This is a genomic window from Rhodococcus sp. 15-2388-1-1a, assembly GCF_002259145.1.
In the GTDB taxonomy this organism is placed as follows: Bacteria; Actinomycetota; Actinomycetes; order Mycobacteriales; family Mycobacteriaceae; genus Rhodococcoides.
Genome location: NZ_NPFP01000008.1, coordinates 60,572 through 78,118, shown reverse-complemented (window position 1 = coordinate 78,118; position 17,547 = coordinate 60,572). Strand labels below are relative to the sequence as shown.

The window sequence follows — 17,547 nt, the reverse complement described above, 5'->3', positions numbered from 1 at the left end:
CACAGATGCAATCACGAGCCACCGACACATCGGCCGCCGCCCGGACGGAACCCTGGAGGAGATCAGTCGAGCAACCCGTCCCGCAATGCACGCAGAACGGCGCTGGTTCTGTCGTTGGCACCGAGTTTGAGAATGGCCGACGACATGTGGTTCTTGACGGTTCCCTCGGCCAGATGCAGTGCGTGGGCTATAGATCTGTTGGTGTACCCGCTTGCGACGAGCCGGAGGACGTCGATCTCGCGGGCAGTGAGTGTGTCGGCGACTCCGACGTCGCTAGGGCGGTGCTTCCCGGCCCGAAGAGCGTCCAGCAGTCTCTCGGTGATGGCAGGTTGTGCCATTGTTCGACCGGCCGCGAGTTCACGTACAGCACCGCCGAGCCGCTCGAAGGTCACGTCCTTGAGCAGATAGCCCTTCGCGCCCGCGCGCAGCGCCCCGAGCACCAACTCGTCGTCGTCGAACGTCGTCAGAACCAGGACCGGAACCCGAATTCCTCTGTCCTGCAGGGTACGAAGCGTCCACAGGCCGTCGAACCGCGGCATACGTAGATCGAGCAACACCACATCGGGAGGATCGAGTTCGATCGACGCGACCGCAGCAGCGCCGTCGTCCGCCTCCCCGGTCACCTCGATGTCGGGGTCCAGTTCGAGCAGGCTGCGGATACCCTGCCGAACCAGAGTGTGGTCGTCGACGATCAAGACCGTGATCACGGTGCGGGCACCGTCGCCTGGACCACGAACCCGCGATCGACCGAAAACGTGACCGTGCCGCCCAGTCCTTCGATGCGCTCTCGGATTCCTTGCAGCCCGTGCCCCGGCTCGAAATCGGCCGACGCCCGACCGTCGTCGCGCACCGAGACCGACAGCGCACCGGTCGGATCCGCGCGTACCTCGATCCACATCTCATCGGCATTCGCATGGCGAATGGTGTTGGTGATCATCTCCTGCACGCAGCGGACCACCGCCACCGCGCGAGCGTCGTCGACCCTGATCTCGGGGTCGACCGTCAGATGCACGACCGGTTCGGGCAAGTGCGCAACCAGACGATCGAGCGACTCCCCCAGCACCGGGGTCCTGCTGCGCACCTCGCCGACCGTCGACCGGACGTCGCCGAGCAGGTCACGTGCGATGGATCGGGCCCGAACGACATGCTCGCGCGCAGGCTCGGAGACCTGATGGGACGCCACCTCGAGCTCGAGGCTCAGTGCGGTGAGCTGGTGACCGAGCACGTCGTGCAACTCTCGCGCGATGCGCAATCGCTCGTCGGCACGGGAGGAATCGTCCAACAACGCACTGGCGGTACGAAGTTCGGCGTGAGCGACCGCAAGTTCCCGACGCAACCGAGCCTGTCGCAGCTGCGCGGTCACCGACAACGCGCTGGCCACCTGCAGCGCTGCATAGATCGACATGATCAGCGCGATCTCCGAGATCCGTCCACCCCGGATCGCAACCGACACCCCCACGCAGCAGGTGTAGACCGCAACGATGACCGCCACCGACGACCCGGTCACCCGATACACGGCGAACGTCGAGGTGAAGACCAGCAGAATGGGCAGCCAACCCGCCGTCGGGGCGGTCAGCACCAGAACCGGTGCCAGCACCACCTGCGCGGCGAAGCATGCGCGCACGAGACGATCCGGCAGCCGATCCTCCCACCACATGCCCGCGGTCTGCGCCGACAGAAAGGCCGCGAACAGCGCAGCCCAGACCCACAGTGGAACCTCGAGCTCGTCGGCGATCGACCGATCGAAGACGACGAGAGCGCCCATGACGACAGCGAGCGCAGACACGAACGCACCGGCCAGAACGTCGGGTCCGAGGCGTCTCATTCTGTCGACCCTATCGCCCGTTTCGTCCGCACACCCCTGCCGAAAGTCACGATCACGATCGGTGACGATCGGCACCTGTGCGCAGTCCAGGGCGGATCTAGCGTCGAGTTCGAGACAATCGAGAAGGGAGCATCGGATGGCAGCGATCGACGTTCGAGACATCACCCAGCGGTATCGGGGGCGCACCGCCGTGGCAGGCGTCAGCCTCACGATCGCCGAAGGCGAGACGCACGGCCTGCTCGGGCGCAACGGTGCCGGCAAAACGACAATGGTCGAAACCGTTGCCGGCCTTCGTAGACCGAGCTCGGGTGCCGTGCGAATTCTGGGACTCGATCCCGTCACGGACCGCGATCGAGTGCGCGCCGTTCTGGGGGTACAGCTGCAGTCCAACGACCTTCACACCGCGCTCACCGTTGCCGAACTGGTCGATCTGTTCGCCTCTTTCTACCATCGGCCTGCCGATCGCGACGCTCTCGTCCGTGCGGTGGGCCTGCACGAGCACCGCCGGGTGCGCTACGAGCGGCTGTCCGGAGGCCAGCAACAACGGTTGTCGGTGGTCCTCGCCCTGATCGGTTCCCCTCGGGTCGTCATGCTCGACGAGCTCACCACCGGACTCGACCCGGACGCGCGGCGCACCGTGTGGCGACTGATCGAGGACCTTCGCGCAGACGGCGTCGCCATCCTGCTGGTCAGCCACCACATGGACGAAGTGCATCGCCTGTGCGATCGCATCACCGTTCTCGATCGTGGGTCCGTCGTGGCGACCGGCACACCGGATTCTCTGATCGCCGACGCCGGCCTCGGAGGCGACCACCGGGCCACCCTCGAGGACGCATTCCTGACGCTGACCGCACGGAGTTCGACATGACCGCACACGACATTCACGCTGCACCTCGCCCTGGCCTGCGTGCCACGCGCGCACTCGTCGGGGCCGAGTTGCGCATGGTCACCCGGGACACGGCCGGCCTGATCGTCCCCATCGCACTCCCGGTTCTGGTACTGGTGATGAACGGCTCGGGTACTTCGGCGGAAATCATCGGTCCGGGCGAGATGACCGCGTTCGATCGGTTCGTACTACCGCTTGCCCTGACCATGATCGTCGCCGTCATCGGCATCGTGAACATGCCGAGCTTTCTTGCGCTCTATCGCAAGTCCGGCGTGCTCAAGCGCCTGTCCACGACACCGATCGGACCGACGCAGGTGCTGGCTGCACAGGTGATCACCAGCGCCGTCCAAGCGACACTCGGAATCGGCATCGCACTGGGCACTGCGGCCGTGCTCTTCGGAATCACGCCCCCGCACAACCCGATCCTGGTTGCGGCAATTCTGATGCTGGGTGCCGCGGCGATGTACTCGCTGGGGATCGTGGTGGCCGCCGTCGCACCGACAGCGAACTCGGCCGTCGCGATCGGCCTGACCCTGTTCCTGCTTCTCGGTGCCACCGGCGGGCTGTTCGGACCGGTCACAGATCTGCCGGACCCGGTGATGGCCATCGGGGAGGTACTTCCCTTCGGTGCCACCGTCACTGCGCTGGGATCTGCCTGGGCCGGAACGCCTGTCGACATCGGCGGAGCCATCGGACTCGTGGTCGCGGTGATTGCCGGAACCGCATGCGCGATCCGGTTGTTTCGCTGGTCCTAGCGCGATGCGGCATAGTGGTCGGCGTGCCCGAGTTGAATCTGCATACGTTCGGACCCGCAGACGGTCCCGAAATCCTCGCCGTTCACGGTGTGACCGGCCATGGTGCCCGCTGGTGGGACCTCGCCGACAATCACCTCCCCGAAGCCAGGATTCTGGCTCCGGATCTCATCGGCCACGGACATTCGCCGTCCACGCCACCCTGGGACATCGACGCTCAGGTCACCGCCCTGAAGTCCGTGCTCGACGCCCATGCACGTGGCCCGGTCGTGGTCCTCGGACACTCGTACGGCGGCGCGTTGGCCGTACATCTCGCGCAGAGGTTCCCCGAAGCGGTACGTGCCCTGGTTCTGCTCGATCCCGCGATCGCGTTGCCGCCGGAGGAATTGCTCGAGGTGGCCGAAGCGACCGCGAAATCCCCCGACTACACCGACGCCGACGAGGCGCGCTCGGAGAAGATCCACGGGGCGTGGGCGGATGTACCGACCGAATTGCTCGACCGCGAGGTCGCCGATCACCTGGTCCCCGCCGACGGCGGCAAGGTCGCATGGCGAATGTCGATTCCGGCGATCGTCGCGACGTGGGGCGAGCTCGCGCGTCCGATCGTGGTTCCCGCCGAGTCCGTCCCGACCATCGTGGTGCGGGCCATGCGCGTCCAACCTCCCTATGTCACAGAGGAATTTCTCTCGGCGCTGCGAGATCGACTGGGCGATAACCTGCGTACCGTCGAACTCGACTGCGATCACATGGTCGGCCAGGCCAAGCCGGTCGAGGTGGCCGAGCTGGTGCGATCCGTGCTCTAGATGGCCCCGATCACCGAAGACCAGGTCGAGCGAGTTCGCGCGTTGGTCGCGTCCATTCCCTCGGGATTCGTCGCCACGTACGGAGACATCGCGGCCGCTGCCGACCTGTCGAGCCCTCGCATCGTCGGATGGATCATGCGCACCGATTCCGCCGACCTGCCCTGGCATCGAGTCCTCGGCGCAAGCGGAAAACCCGCCCCGCACCTGGCCTCGAGGCAGCTCGAGACTCTGCGCAGCGAAGGCGTGCAGATTCACGACGGGCGGGTGCCACTGAGCTCGATTCGATTCGACTTCGGGGCGCTCCCACCGTCACCTGCACCGACCACTAATCTCGGAGAATGAACATCAGGGACGCACTCGAGCAGTTCGATCCACGCCCCACGGCGAAGTTCGCGCTGTCGAAGGCGAGCACCTTCGTCGCCTCCGCCGGTCTCGTCGTCGACGAGGTCTCGGGCACCAGGGTGGCGGGGCACATCGATTTGACGGACGAGCACTTCACGCCGTGGGGCGTCGTCCACGGCGGCGTCTACACCACTGCCGTCGAGAGCGCCGCCAGCATCGGTGCCAGCGAAGCGGTCAAGGATCGTGGCGAGTTCGCGGTCGGCGTACACAACGGCACCGACTTTCTGCGTGCCAGCAAGGGCGGCCGCGTCGACGTTGTCGCGGAACCGTTGCAGCAAGGCAGAATTCAGCAACTGTGGCTCGTGACGATCACCGCCTCGGACAGCGGAAAAGTCATTGCACGCGGGCAGGTTCGCCTGCAGAACGTGCCGCTGCCGACATGACAGAGCTCGCACCGTGACACAGCCGGTCTGCGACGCGATCGTCCTCGCCGGCGGCCGAGGGTCCAGGATGGCAGATCCCGAGCACCCCACTGCGCCGCAGGAGGTCGACAAGCCTGCCATGACCGTCGGCGGTCGTCGCATGGTCGACATTGCCGTGGACGCAGTATCGGGCTGCCGCAGAACGGTTCTGGTGGGTCCGATCCGTACCGGAGTACCCGAGTACGTGGCGCAGACTCGGGAGTCCCCCGCGGGCGGTGGGCCCGTCGCCGCCCTCGCCGCGGGACTGCGATCACTCGACGACCGTGCAGATCCGGAGGGCACTGCAGATCTGGTGGTGGTCATCGCGTCGGACATCCCGTTTCTCGACGCCCAGGCGGTCGATTCGTTGATCGATTCGATGCAGAACACGCAGGCCGACGCCGTCTTCGCGCGCGACGATGCGGGTCGCACGCAGTTCCTGCTGGGAGTCTGGCGGTATGCCGCGTTGCGTTCCGCTGTGGCACAGCCGGATTCGGTGGAGGGCGCGCCCATGCGCACCATCCTTCCGGCCGATCATCTGGTGATCGCAGTCTCCGGTGTCGAGGACTGCGACACCCGCGCCGATCTTCTCGCCGCCCGCCTGGCCGCACGGCCGTCGGAAACGCTCGAGGTCAGCGACGCACTCCACCGCATTCGGAGCCGGATCCCCGCCCTGCCGATCAGGCGAATTCCCCTGCAGGACAGCGCCGGAACCGTCCTCGCGGAACCCCTCGTATCCCAGACCGCGTTGCCCGCAGTCGACATCTCCGCGATGGACGGGTACGCGGTCTGCGGCACCGAACCATGGACGCTCCGGTCCGACATCGCGTACGCCGGAAGCGCCGACATCGCCCGACTCACCGAAGGAACGGCCGTGCGCATCGCGACCGGCGCTGCGCTTCCGCCCGGAGCGACATCGGTGGTTCGCGACGAACACATGACTCGCGAGTCCGACGATTCGGCTCGGCGGATTCCGACGGCTCCGCAATCCGACGACACGCGTCGGCGCGGCGAGGACTGGCTGCCCGGGACCGAACTCGTCGCAGCATTCACCCCGATCGATGCGGCCGTACGGTCACTCGCCGCCAGTGCCGAGGTGTTCGAGGTGGCGGTGCGCGGTCCGGTACGCGGACGAGTAATCATCAGCGGCAACGAGATTCGATCCACCGGACCACTCGCTCCCGGCGAGACCAGGGACGTTCTCGGGTCGGTGTTGCCGGAGTATCTTGCACACTGCGGCATCACCGTCGTCGATGTGACGCTGCTCGACGACTCTGCGACGGGGTTTCGAGACGTGCTGACCCGAACCCAGGACGTGGACGTGATCGTCGTCGTCGGGGCAACCGGAGGCGGGGCGGCCGATCAGCTCCGCGCGACCCTCGCCGGCATCGATGCCGAAACCGTCGTCGGACGAATGCGCATGCGTCCCGGCGGTTCTCAGATCACCGCGGCACTGCCCGACGGCACGGTGGTGCTCGGCCTACCGGGGAACCCGCTGGCGGCCGTCGGTACCGCGATGCTCACCGCGCCCGCCATCGTCGATGCCCTGACCGGGAGAACGGTGCGCCCATCGCGGATCGGCCTGTTGTCCAACGTCGCCGAGGTTCGGTCCGCGACTCCCCGCATCGTCCCGGTCACCGCGGACGGCACGCGGTGGCGAGCAGATACCCAGGTCCGCACGGCGCACCTGGGTCACCTCGTCGGCCGCGACGCACTGGCTGTGATTCCGGCCGAGGTCAGCGCCGACGAGCCGGTGACAATTCTTCCGCTGCCGCACCGCTAGATTCACCGAGAGAGCGAACACCCTCGCGATACCGAGCGACAACGAGATCGACGATCGCGGCATGCACTCCGAGGGGTTCACCGACGCCGTCGGCCCCGGCGTCACCCAAACGAGTGTGAAAGAGCCCGCGCGCCAACAGATACGACGCCACGAACACACGTGTGTGCCCGGCTTCGCGCAGAGTCGACACCGCGTCGGACACGGTGGGAGTACTGGTGGCGACGTACCCGATCCGTACCGGGACCCGAGCGACGTCGGCCAGCATCGCTGCCGCGCGCCGGTGTTCTTCCAACGCTCGAGCGTCGGAAGATCCTGCGGCAGCGAGCACGATGCAGTCACCCGCCTGCCATCCTGCATCACGCAATCGGTCCAGCATGACCTCGGCCAGCACCCGGTCGGGTCCGAGAGCGCGGGTGACCGCAACCGACGTGTGGGCGCTGTCGGCGATCTCTCGCGGCACATCGGTGTGGACGTGGTAACCCGATGCAAGGAAAGCGGGAACCACGACCGCCGACTCGGGGGTGTCACGCAGCACCTCGGCCGGGGACGGCCCGAGTACGTCGACGAATGCCACGCGCGTGGTACCGATCTGCGTCGAGACGGCATCGGCGAGTGCGGCGATCATCTCGACACCACGGGGGTTCCGGGTGCCGTGTGCAACCAACACCAAAGTCGGTGTCATCAGTACTTTCCCCCTTCTACGACGGCCGCACGTGCGCGCACGGCAGGCTCGTCGGGATCGCAGTCCGTTTCGGTCTCTATGTGATCGAGTGCGATGCGATAGCCACGCTTGACCACGGTCTGGATCGCTTTCGGCGCGCCGAGCGATGACCTGAGTCTGGTCATCGCGGTTTCCACCGCATGGGTGTCGCCGCCTCCGCCCGGCAGCGAGGCCAACAGGTCCTCACGGGAGACGACGCGTCCGGGATTGCGGGCCAATGTCTTCATCAGTGCCATGCCTGCCGGGGACACCGGTCGAACTTCACCGTCGACCACCACGCACTTACCGCGGACGCTGACGACGTGCCCGCCGGCATGCAGCCGGCCGGTTCGCCTCGGCAGTTCCTCGGCGATGTGCCGCGCGAGTGCCCCCAGACGCGCCCGTGCGGGCTGCGTGGTGGCCACGTTCAGTTGCTCGAGGGGCGCGGCCGTGACCGGTCCGACGCACACCGGCAGCACCCTCGATCGCATGGATTGCAGCAGAGGTTCGAGCACGCCGTTCTCGTCGGCGCGCATCAGCATCGACGCCACCGCCGGTGCCGAGGTGAAGCTGAGGGCGTCGAGATCGCCGACGACGACGGCTTCGATCATGCGGTCCATCGGGCTCTGGTCGTCGGGCGCGGTCCAGCGGTACACCGGCACCGGAACCACTTCGGCTCCTGCGCAGCGCAACACCTCGCAGAAGTCGGGAACAGGCTCCCATTCGGTGGTCGCGCCGTGCAGCTGCACGGCGACGCGTTTGCCCTCCACCCCTTCGGCGAGCAGATGTTCGAGTACCTCCGCCGAGGACTCCGAGGCGGGCGACCATTCCTCGCGCAGATCGGCCGCTCGGATGGCACCTTTCGCCTTAGGTCCGCGAGCCAGCAGGCGCGACGCGCCGAGTGCGCGCCCCAGTTCTTCTGCCCGACCCCACCCGTCCGCCGCCTCGATCCAGCCGCGAAATCCGATTCCTGTTGTGGCGACGGCGATCTCGGGCGGATCAGCGATGACGGCGGCGGTGACGCGTTCGAGTTCGGCGTCGTCGGCCAATGGGATGATGCGAATTGCGGGGGCATGCATCACGGTGGCCCCGCGCCGCTCGAGCAGAGTCGCGAACTCCTCCGCCCGACGCGACGCGGTGATCCCGACGGTGAACCCGGCCAGAGGCGTTGCTGCCCCGGCGATTTCGCTCACGTAGAACCGCCGCGCACGAGCACGACGCCCTCGACGCAGGAGACCTCGAAGGATCCGAGGGTGACCTCCGGGTCATCGAGGCAGCGCCCGTCGGCCAGGGAGAAGACCTGCTTGAGCAGCGGCGATGCAACGGTGGGTTCGCCCCCACGGTCTCCCACCAGTCCGCGTGACATCACTGCTGCACGTCCGTACGGATCTATGTTGCCCACCGCGAACAGTCGTCCGTCGTCGAGCAGAAACAGCGCTGCCTGGGTGCCGCCTCGCAGGAGCACCGCCACTCCGCGCCCTGGAATCAGCGCGTCGAGTGTGCAGGCCGGGGTCCAATCACGAGCGATGCCGTTCGGTACCGCTGTTGGTGACTTCACTGTTGATGAATCGATGACAGTCATGGCGCACCTCCTGATCAGCTATTCCACGTTGCTTGTGTTTCTGACCCGTTAAGTCGCGATTACTCGTCTGTGCACATGCACTCAGTTTCGTGACCTGCCGGTTGTCAGCTCCCGCGTCGGCTCACGCGCCGATGCGCGGCATTCCCATCAGCACGGGTACCTTGCGCGCCCCGGACTCGTCGAACGCGATGGTGGGGTCGGCCTCGTCCGGAGCATTGACGAAGGAGACGAATCGACCGAGCTTCTCGTCGTCTTCGAGCACGCCTGCCCACTCGTCCTTGTATCCGGCGACATGGCGTCCCATGTCGGCCTCGAGCTCCGCACCGATCCCGAGACTGTCCTCGCACACGACCGCTCTGAGGTGATCGAGTCCCCCGTCGAGCGATTCGAGCCACGGTGCCGTGCGCTGCAGCCGATCGGCAGTGCGCACGTAGAACATGAGGTAGCGGTCGATGTAGCTGACCAGGGTTGCATCGTCGAGGTTGGAGGCCAGCAATTGAGCGTGCTTGGGTGACTGACCGCCGTTGCCGGCCACGTACAGATTCCAGCCGCCCTCCGTCGCGATGATTCCGACGTCCTTGCCGCGAGCCTCGGCGCATTCTCGTGCGCAGCCCGAGACCCCGAACTTGATCTTGTGCGGCGACCGCAGACCTCGGTAGCGGTTCTCGAGATCGACCGCCATCCCCACCGAATCCTGGACGCCGTAACGGCACCAACTCGATCCGACGCAGCTCTTGACCGTCCGCAGCGACTTTCCGTAGGCCTGGCCCGATTCCATACCCGCATCCACGAGGCGCTTCCAGATCGCCGGTAGCTGCTCGACACGGGCACCGAACATGTCGATGCGCTGACCTCCGGTCACCTTGGTGTACAGCCCGAAATCGCGGGCGACCTCACCGATGACGATCAGTTGCTCGGGCGTGCACTCGCCGCCGGGCATCCGGGGCACAACCGAGTACGTGCCGTTCTTCTGGATGTTGGCCAGGAAGTGGTCGTTGGTGTCCTGCAGCGACGCCTGCTCGCCGTCGAGAATGTGATCCGAGGAGGTCGACGCGAGGATCGACGCGACGACGGGCTTGCAGATGTCGCACCCCGTTCCCGCACCGTACTTGGCGATCAGCGAGGAAAAGGTGCGGGTGTTCGTGGCCCGCACGATCTCGAACAGCTCGGCCCTGGACTGAGAGAAGTGCTCGCACAACGACTTCGAGAGGACCACACCGGACGCGGCGAGCAGCGACTTGATCGAGGGCAGGCATCCGCCACAGGTGGTGCCCGCGGTGGTGCAGCTCTTCACGGCCGCCAGATCGCAGGCCCCGTCGGCGATCGCCGAGCAGATGGCACCCTTGCTCACGCCGTTGCAGGAACAGATCTCGGCGTCGTCGGGAAGTGCACCGATCCCGACCTGTTCGGCCGCCGGTGAGATCAGGGCTCCCGGGTCGCCGGGCAACTCGCGTCCGACGAGCGGACGCAGCAGCGAGTACGCGGAAGCATCGCCGACGAGGATGCCGCCCAGGAGGGTCTTCGCGTCGTCGGTCACGACGAGCTTGGCGTACGTGCCCTTGGGCGCATCGCTGAACACCACCTCGAGCGCACCAGGGGTGGCAGCCATCGCGTCGCCGAAACTGGCGACGTCGACACCCATCAGCTTGAGCTTGGTGGACATGTCTGCACCCGGGAATTGTGCTGCGCCGCCGAGCAATCGGTCGGCCACGACCTCCGCCGTCGAATATCCGGGAGCGACCAGCCCGTAGCACCGACCCTCGACGGCGGCACATTCGCCGATCGCGTAGACGGCCGGGTCGGAAGTACTGCAGCCGATGTCGACCATGATGCCGCCGCGCTCACCGACCTCGAGGCCACTCTCGCGTGCCAGCCGATCCTGGGGACGCACACCGGCGGAGAACACCAGCAACGCGGCGTCGATGGTGCTGCCGTCGCTCAGCTCGACCGTCAGGCCGGCGCTGTCGTTCTCGGAGATCGACGACGTGCCGACTCCCACATGTACATTCAGCCCGAGTTCGGTGACGAGGCGGGCCAACAGCGCACCGCCGCCCTCGTCCACCTGCAGCGGCATCAATCGTGGAGCGAACTCGATGACGTGCGGGGTCATGCCCATCTTCTTCAGCGCGTTCGCCGCTTCGAGCCCGAGCAGGCCACCGCCGACCACCACACCGACGGCTCCCGGTCCCGCAGCGTCGGCGCGGGCACGGATCTTGTCCAGGTCGTCGAGGGTGCGGTAGACGAAGCACGCGGGCAGGTCGTGTCCGGTGATCGGCGGCACGAACGGGTAGGAACCGGTGGCGAGGACGAGAGCGTCGTACTCGACCGTGTCTCCCGCCGAGGTCACGACGGTGCGGTGGTCACGGTCGATGCGATCGGCACGTACTCCGGTGCGCATCTCGACGAGTGTGTCGCCGGGATAATCGTTGCCCGCCAGAGCGAGTTCCTTGTGGTCCCAGGCACCGACGTAGGACGACAGTCCCACCCTGTCGTACGCCGCCAGTGCCTCCTCGCACAGGACCGTGACCTTCCACTCGGCCGCCTCGTCGCGCGCACGCAACGCTTCGACGAATCGGTGTCCGACCATCCCGTGACCTACCACTACCGCGTTCTTCATTGCGGGTCCTTCCGATCTACGTTGCCGTGCAGGGCGTTTCGTCATTGCCGGTGATGGATCCTCAGACGGCTACCGGTGCGTCGGCGGAGTCGGTCTTGCGCAGGTAGATCGCCCAGGTGACGATCGCGCAGACGATGTAGAAGCCGAGGAACACCCAGAATGCGGTGGTCGCGGACTTCGCGGTACCCGAGTACGACGCCCGCAGCACCAGGTTGATTCCGACGCCGCCGAGAGCGCCGATCGCACCGGCGATACCGATGAGGGCACCGGACATCTTGCGCGACCAGTGCTGCTGCTCGTCGACCGTCATGCCCTGAAGCTGAGCAGATTTCGCAGCGAAGATGGCGGGGATCATCTTGTAGACCGATCCGTTTCCGAGGCCCGAGAGCAGGAAGAGGGCGATGAATCCGACGACGAAGAGCACCATCACCGTTCCGCTGGCCGCCCCGGGAGTCGAATCGTCCCAGGTGCTGGCCGCGACCAGAATTCCGGTGGCGAACGTCATGGCCACGAACGTGTACAGGGTGATCTTGCCGCCGCCGATCTTGTCGGCGAGCTTGCCACCGAACGGCCGCGACAACGACCCGAGCAACGGTCCGATGAAGGCGATCTGAGCGGCCTGCAGCGATGCCTGCGCCTGCAGAGCGGGAGTTGCGGGTGCCCCGTCGGTGAGTCCGGCGAGGAAGTTGATCTGCAGTACCTGCCCGAACGCGAAGCTGAAGCCGATGAACGATCCGAACGTGCCGATGTACAGGAAGGCGATCCACCACGAGTCCGAGAACTTCAACACGTCGATCATGGAGCGCCCGTTGGTCTTCTGGTTGTCCAGGTTGTCCATGTACAGCGCGGCACCGACGGCGGCCAGCGCGATGAAGACGAGATAGACGGCGCACACGATCTCGGGGGCGGTGTTACCGATGGTGGCGATGACCAGCAAACCGATGAGCTGGATGACGGGCACACCGATGTTGCCGCCGCCCGCGTTCAAGCCGAGAGCCCATCCCTTCTCGCGCTGCGGATAGAACGCATTGATGTTCGTCATCGAGGACGCGAAGTTACCGCCGCCGAGTCCGGCGAACGCCGCAACGATGATGTACGTGGTGTACGACGCCGGGTTCAGCATGAAATACATCGTCAGCACGGTGGGGATCAGCAACACCAGAGCACTGAAGATGGTCCAGTTACGCCCACCGAACTTCGCCGTGGCGAAGGTGTACGGAATCCGCAGGATCGCGCCGACGAGTGTGGGGACGGCCACGAGGAAGAATTTGCCCGCGGCGTCGATGCCGTAGACCGACAACGGCATGAACAGCACCATGACCGACCAGATCGACCAGATCGAGAATCCGACGTGCTCGGCGATGACCGACCAGATCAGATTGCGCTTGGCGATCTGCTTGCCGCCGGCCTCCCATGCCTCGACGTCCTCGGAATTCCAGTGCGCGATGTGATGATTGACGGAGACGGGAACCGTTCCGGGCGGAACGGTCGCCGTGGTGGCTGAGCCGGCATCTGCCGAAGCGCTGCGAGAAAGGCTGGTCACGTGTGGCCTCCTGATCGGTGTGTGGACCGAACATAGGAAAGCCATGTTGCAGCGGCGCTGCGTGCGATGACTCGGAAGATTAACTCGGTCTCACGCGATCACGGGCACCGACGTGAGATGAAGCGTCAACGGTCGCCGTGCGTCACCAGGTGTCTTCGAGCATCCTCGGTCGGCAGCACAGGAACCCTCCGACCAGCAGAACCGCCACACACCCGGTCAGCAGCACCAACGAGAGTCCCCACCCACCGGACTGCGTGTGCAGCAGCCCGAACAGAATCGGACCGGTCGAGGACACCACGTAACCCAGTCCCTGAGTGAACCCCGACAGCGAGGACGATCCCACCGCGGTACGCGTCCTGAGGTTGATCAGCGTCAGCGACATCGGGAAGGTCATCGTGCCCAGCCCGACCAGGCACACCCACACGACCGTACCGGCGGCAGGCGACCAGTGCAGACCCGAGAAGCCGCCGAAATAGCAGACCGCGGCGACCACCACGAGGCCGAACGGATTGCGCACTCGCGCACAGAGAGTCGGTGCGGCCAGCGACGTGACCAAACCCATCGCGCCGAAGGCCGCGACAGAAGCACCGGCCAAGCCTTCTCCGATCCCCGCATCGATCAACAGCGTCGGCAACCAGGTGAGCATGGAGTACGTGATCAGGGAGGTCATTGCGAACATCATCACCATCCCCCACGCCAGCGAGGATCGATGAATTCGGCCGCTCGGTTCCACGCGCACCGCGGCCGATCCGGACTCGGCCGAGACGTCCTTCTCGTCGTGGCCGCGTCGGGCCACCACCACACCGAGCCACGGCAGTGCGGCCGCGACGCCGACCACGGCCCAGATCCCGATGGACACACGCCATCCGTGCGCGTCGGCGATGGGTACCGCGAGCAGCGGCGGGACCATGGTGCTGATCTGCATGACGCAGATGTAGACGGTGCTCACCACAGCGAGACGATCGGAGAAGTACCGCTTGACCAACGGCGGGATGACGACGTTCCCGATTCCCATTCCCGCGAGGGCGATCGCGGACAGGGCGAGCAACGAGGCGGTGTTCGGCGCGAATGCACGGGTGGCCATGCCGATGGTGGTCAGTGCCATGGCCAGCAGCGCAGCTCGCTCGAGACCGGTGCGCTTGGCGAGAAACGGTGTTGCCAGACCGAACACGGCGAACATCGCCGGGGGCAACATTCCGACGACGCCGACAACCGTGTCGCCGAACTCGAGGTCGGTGCCGATCCTGCCGAACAGCGGGCTGATCGAGGTCACTGCCGCCCGCAGCGTCAGTGCTGACAGAACGATCGCGGAGAAGACGAGAATTCGCCCGCGCAGGAGCGAGGTACCGACGGTTCGGGCGGCGGGGACGGTAGGCGCACTCACCGCGTAATCATAGGATGACCGGATCATTGGGTGCAAAGCATTACTATCGACGCTGCAACGTCCCCGGCATGAGGAGCCCACGTGCGGCAGGTCCAGCGATCGAGCCTGATCTCCCAGGTGACGGCTGCGCTGCGCGAGGAGATCACCTCGCAGCGATGGCCGGTGGGTACCCGCATTCCCACCGAACCCGAACTGTGCGAGATGACCGGCACCGGGCGAAACACCGTGCGTGAAGCAGTGCAGGCACTCGTCCACGCAGGCATGGTCGAACGCAGGCAGGGTTCGGGCACGTTCGTCATGACGTGCTCCGACCTGGGAGGAACCTTGGGAAAGTACTTCTCGGACGCTCGGCACCGCGACGTCACCGAGCTACGCGAGACACTGGAAGTCACCGCGGCGGCTCTTGCCGCCGACCGACGCGACGACGACGACATCGTCGCCATGCTGAGCGCACTGGCCGATCGCAATGCGGCGTGGTCCGACGAAACGCCGCTGGCGGATGCCGTTCGGATCGACGCACGCCTGCACCGCGCCATCGTCGCGGCCAGCCACAACGCCATCTATCTGGAGTTCTACGATTCACTGCTGCCGGTGATCCACGACGCCATGCGCCACCATGCCATCGAGCACGACGACGACTACATCGACGAACACACCGCACTCGTGGCGGCGGTCATCGACGGTGACGCCGCCCGCGCGATGCATGCCGCTCGGTCTCTGTTCCACGAACTCTCCGAATCACCGGCTCGCGCAGAGGAACTCCCGGCTCGCGCAGCAGAACTCACAGAATGAGGCGCACCAGATCTGCTGTTCGTGCCAAGCCGGGGAAGGCCTCCGACGTCGAACGTGGGTGAAGCGCGTGCACTGCGAGACGAAAGATCAACGCGCGCAACAACATCTGCGGCCATTCCGGTAGATCGTCCCAGCGGCCGACCAGACCGTCGTCGGCGTCACCCCAGGAGAGGGCGTCCACCACGGCCACCCCGGCAGCCCACGGCGCGGGACGCCAGTACGGGGTGATGTCACTGATTCCGGGGGCATCGCTACCGGAGAACAACACCGTTCCGAACAGATCACCGTGCACCAACTGATCAGGCGACTCGACCGGCTTGCGTAGTGTCGCAAGCTGTTTGACCAATTCCAGGCTGCTCTTGCCATCGCTGGACGACGGCTCGGGTGCGCCTGCACCGCGAGCCGAGCGCAGCGGGACCGCCTCCCATGCAGCTCTGTCGGCAGCAACGAACACGTCCACGTCGGCCCACGGCGCCACGGGCGGCTGAACCAGGAATCGGGGTCGCTCGAGTTGCGCGGTCGCCGCATGCAACCGCATCGACAACGAGATCACCTCGTCGTGACGGGGCTCCGGTTCACCGGCGACGAACGTGTCCGCTCGCCAGCCCGACACGACGTAACGGCCGTCGGTGGAACGCACCGGTCGGGCGAGACGAACCCCGTCCACGGTCAAGGTCTCGCGCACCTTGGCCGACCACGCGGCGCGGGCATGGTCTGCCACCGGAGACAGCACGACGTCACCCAGACGCCATCCACCGTCCCAGTCCGCGCCGAGAGGTGCAGGCTCGACATCGCGCAGCCCGAACGTAGAGATCACGTGCTGAGGAGGTTCGACAGAGCTCACGAGCGCCACGCTACCGCCGATCGCGGTGCCACTGCGAACGACGCGCACACACGGACCGCATCAGTACATGGGCAGACCGGGATCGATCTGCTTGGCCCACTCCACTATTCCGCCGTGCAGATGGGAGGCGTCCGAGAAACCGGCACCGACGAGGGCGGAGAGCACCTCTGCGGACCTGATGCCGGTTTTGCAGTAGAGCACGATGGGGATGTGCTGCGGGAGATCTGCCATTGCGGCCCCCGACAGAATTCGATCCTTGGGTATCGAACGCGCACCGTCGATGCGGACGATGTCCCACTCCACCGGCTCACGCACGTCGATGAGGGCAACCTCGCGACCGGCCTGCATCATTGCGTGCAGCTCCGCCGGGGTGATCGACTCACCGGTGGATTCGGTGGCCGGGACCACTCCGCAGAATGCCTCGTAATCGATCAGCTCGGTGATCGGCGTTCGATGCGGGTCCCGAGTCAGACCGACGGTTCGATAGCTCATCGCCAGGGCGTCGTAGATCATCAATCGGCCCAGCAACGTCTCGCCGATTCCGGTGATCAGCTTGATGGCCTCGGTGACCATGACCGACCCGATCGACGCGCACAGCACCCCCAGCACCCCACCCTCGGCGCACGAGGGCACCATGCCCGGCGGCGGAGCCTCGGGGTAGAGGTCGCGATAGTTGATGCCTGCGTCGCCGGGGGCCCGATCCCAGAACACCGACACCTGCCCCTCGAACCGGTAGATCGAACCCCACACGTACGGGATTCCGACCAGGGCGGCCGCGTCGTTGACGAGGTATCGGGTGGCGAAGTTGTCGGTCCCGTCGAGCACGAGGTCGTACTGCCGAAAGAGCTCGAGCGCGTTCGACGAGTCGAGTCGAACACGGTGCAGCGCCACCTCGACGCCGTCGTTGAGTTCGAGAATCGAGTCCCTGGCGCTGTCGGCCTTCGGACGACCCACGTCGGATCGGCCGTGAATGATCTGCCGTTGCAGGTTCGACAGTTCGACATCGTCGAATTCCACGATGCCCAGAGTTCCGACACCGGCTGCTGCGAGATACAGCAGCGCGGGTGAGCCCAGTCCCCCGGCACCGACGACGAGCACGCGGGCGTTGCGCAGTCGCTTCTGACCGTCGGTTCCGACACTGGGGATGATCAGGTGCCGGCTGTACCGCGCGACGTCCTCGGGCGTCAGTTCGCCTGCGGGTTCGACCAGCGGAGGTAGGTGGACCACGACGCA

Annotated in this window: 17 protein-coding genes; 7 read left to right on the top strand and 10 right to left on the bottom strand. The window is 66.1% G+C overall.

What is annotated here, in order from left to right:
- Positions 1–62: 62 nt before the first annotated feature.
- Together CH302_RS04850 and CH302_RS04845 are read right to left on the bottom strand one after the other, a co-directional pair.
- A complete protein-coding gene (locus CH302_RS04850) occupies positions 63–707 on the bottom strand; it encodes a response regulator (RefSeq protein WP_037189860.1) in 645 nt (214 codons plus the stop codon).
- A complete protein-coding gene (locus tag CH302_RS04845) occupies positions 704–1,825 on the bottom strand; it encodes a sensor histidine kinase (protein ID WP_037190234.1) in 1,122 nt (373 codons plus the stop codon). The genes CH302_RS04850 and CH302_RS04845 overlap by 4 nt, the downstream gene beginning before the upstream one ends.
- A 136-nt stretch (positions 1,826–1,961) precedes the next feature.
- Here CH302_RS04845 and CH302_RS04840 point away from each other — a divergent pair, with 136 nt between their 5' ends.
- From CH302_RS04840 to CH302_RS04815, 6 genes are read left to right on the top strand one after another with little or no spacing between them, the layout of a single operon-like run.
- A complete protein-coding gene (locus CH302_RS04840; RefSeq protein WP_037189861.1) occupies positions 1,962–2,693 on the top strand; it encodes an ABC transporter ATP-binding protein in 732 nt (243 codons plus the stop codon).
- Complete coding sequence (locus CH302_RS04835) at positions 2,690–3,466, top strand: ABC transporter permease (protein ID WP_037189862.1); 777 nt, start codon at positions 2,690–2,692, stop codon at positions 3,464–3,466. The genes CH302_RS04840 and CH302_RS04835 overlap by 4 nt, the downstream gene beginning before the upstream one ends.
- Positions 3,467–3,489: 23 nt before the next feature.
- Positions 3,490–4,266, top strand: a complete 777-nt coding sequence (locus CH302_RS04830) for an alpha/beta hydrolase (protein ID WP_037190235.1) — start codon at positions 3,490–3,492, stop codon at positions 4,264–4,266.
- Positions 4,267–4,608, top strand: coding sequence for an MGMT family protein (locus CH302_RS04825; RefSeq protein ID WP_037189864.1), 342 nt, complete (start codon positions 4,267–4,269; stop codon positions 4,606–4,608). It begins immediately after the preceding gene.
- Entirely contained in the window at positions 4,605–5,051 is a 447-nt protein-coding gene (locus tag CH302_RS04820) for a PaaI family thioesterase (protein ID WP_037189865.1), read from the top strand. Before CH302_RS04825 ends, CH302_RS04820 begins: the two co-directional genes overlap by 4 nt.
- Positions 5,052–5,064: 13 nt before the next feature.
- Positions 5,065–6,852, top strand: coding sequence for an NTP transferase domain-containing protein (locus tag CH302_RS04815; RefSeq protein ID WP_037189866.1), 1,788 nt, complete (start codon positions 5,065–5,067; stop codon positions 6,850–6,852).
- Here CH302_RS04815 and CH302_RS04810 read toward each other — a convergent pair.
- From CH302_RS04810 to CH302_RS04785, 6 genes are all read right to left on the bottom strand, one after another.
- Positions 6,806–7,534, bottom strand: coding sequence for a sirohydrochlorin chelatase (locus CH302_RS04810; RefSeq protein ID WP_052047538.1), 729 nt, complete (start codon positions 7,532–7,534; stop codon positions 6,806–6,808). The genes CH302_RS04815 and CH302_RS04810 overlap by 47 nt on opposite strands.
- The gene (locus tag CH302_RS04805; protein ID WP_037189867.1) at positions 7,534–8,745 is read right to left on the bottom strand and encodes a uroporphyrinogen-III synthase; all 1,212 of its coding nucleotides are present in this window, start codon (positions 8,743–8,745) and stop codon (positions 7,534–7,536) included. The genes CH302_RS04810 and CH302_RS04805 overlap by 1 nt, the downstream gene beginning before the upstream one ends.
- Positions 8,742–9,134, bottom strand: a complete 393-nt coding sequence (gene nirD, locus CH302_RS04800) for a nitrite reductase small subunit NirD (RefSeq protein WP_037189868.1) — start codon at positions 9,132–9,134, stop codon at positions 8,742–8,744. The genes CH302_RS04805 and nirD overlap by 4 nt, the downstream gene beginning before the upstream one ends.
- Positions 9,135–9,255: 121 nt before the next feature.
- Complete coding sequence (nirB, locus tag CH302_RS04795) at positions 9,256–11,751, bottom strand: nitrite reductase large subunit NirB (protein WP_037189869.1); 2,496 nt, start codon at positions 11,749–11,751, stop codon at positions 9,256–9,258.
- A gap of 61 nt (positions 11,752–11,812) precedes the next feature.
- Positions 11,813–13,198, bottom strand: coding sequence for a nitrate/nitrite transporter (locus CH302_RS04790; RefSeq protein WP_037190239.1), 1,386 nt, complete (start codon positions 13,196–13,198; stop codon positions 11,813–11,815).
- A gap of 238 nt (positions 13,199–13,436) precedes the next feature.
- Entirely contained in the window at positions 13,437–14,678 is a 1,242-nt protein-coding gene (locus tag CH302_RS04785) for an MFS transporter (RefSeq protein WP_052047594.1), read from the bottom strand.
- 81 nt (positions 14,679–14,759) lie between these two features.
- On the opposite strand from CH302_RS04785, the gene CH302_RS04780 reads away from it, so the two are divergent.
- Positions 14,760–15,470, top strand: coding sequence for a FadR/GntR family transcriptional regulator (locus CH302_RS04780; RefSeq protein WP_037189870.1), 711 nt, complete (start codon positions 14,760–14,762; stop codon positions 15,468–15,470).
- Here the strand turns inward: CH302_RS04780 and CH302_RS04775 are convergent.
- The gene (locus tag CH302_RS04775) at positions 15,460–16,314 is read right to left on the bottom strand and encodes a TIGR02569 family protein (RefSeq protein WP_037190242.1); all 855 of its coding nucleotides are present in this window, start codon (positions 16,312–16,314) and stop codon (positions 15,460–15,462) included. The two genes, CH302_RS04780 and CH302_RS04775, sit on opposite strands and share 11 nt — an antisense overlap.
- A 60-nt stretch (positions 16,315–16,374) precedes the next feature.
- Positions 16,375–17,541 (bottom strand): adenylyltransferase/sulfurtransferase MoeZ, encoded by a 1,167-nt coding sequence (moeZ, locus tag CH302_RS04770; protein WP_037189871.1) that lies wholly within the window; start codon positions 17,539–17,541, stop codon positions 16,375–16,377.
- Positions 17,542–17,547: the final 6 nt, after the last annotated feature.

Bases quoted from the DNA above. Each gene is read 5' to 3' on its own strand.
- nirB (WP_037189869.1), bottom strand. From the start codon at position 11,751: ATGAAGAACGCGGTAGTGGTAGGTCACGGGATGGTCGGACACCGATTC.
- CH302_RS04810 (WP_052047538.1), bottom strand. From the start codon at position 7,534: ATGACACCGACTTTGGTGTTGGTTGCACACGGCACCCGGAACCCCCGT.
- CH302_RS04835 (WP_037189862.1), top strand. From the start codon at position 2,690: ATGACCGCACACGACATTCACGCTGCACCTCGCCCTGGCCTGCGTGCC.
- nirD (WP_037189868.1), bottom strand. From the start codon at position 9,134: ATGACTGTCATCGATTCATCAACAGTGAAGTCACCAACAGCGGTACCG.
- CH302_RS04840 (WP_037189861.1), top strand. From the start codon at position 1,962: ATGGCAGCGATCGACGTTCGAGACATCACCCAGCGGTATCGGGGGCGC.
- CH302_RS04845 (WP_037190234.1), bottom strand. From the start codon at position 1,825: ATGAGACGCCTCGGACCCGACGTTCTGGCCGGTGCGTTCGTGTCTGCG.
- CH302_RS04820 (WP_037189865.1), top strand. From the start codon at position 4,605: ATGAACATCAGGGACGCACTCGAGCAGTTCGATCCACGCCCCACGGCG.
- CH302_RS04825 (WP_037189864.1), top strand. From the start codon at position 4,267: ATGGCCCCGATCACCGAAGACCAGGTCGAGCGAGTTCGCGCGTTGGTC.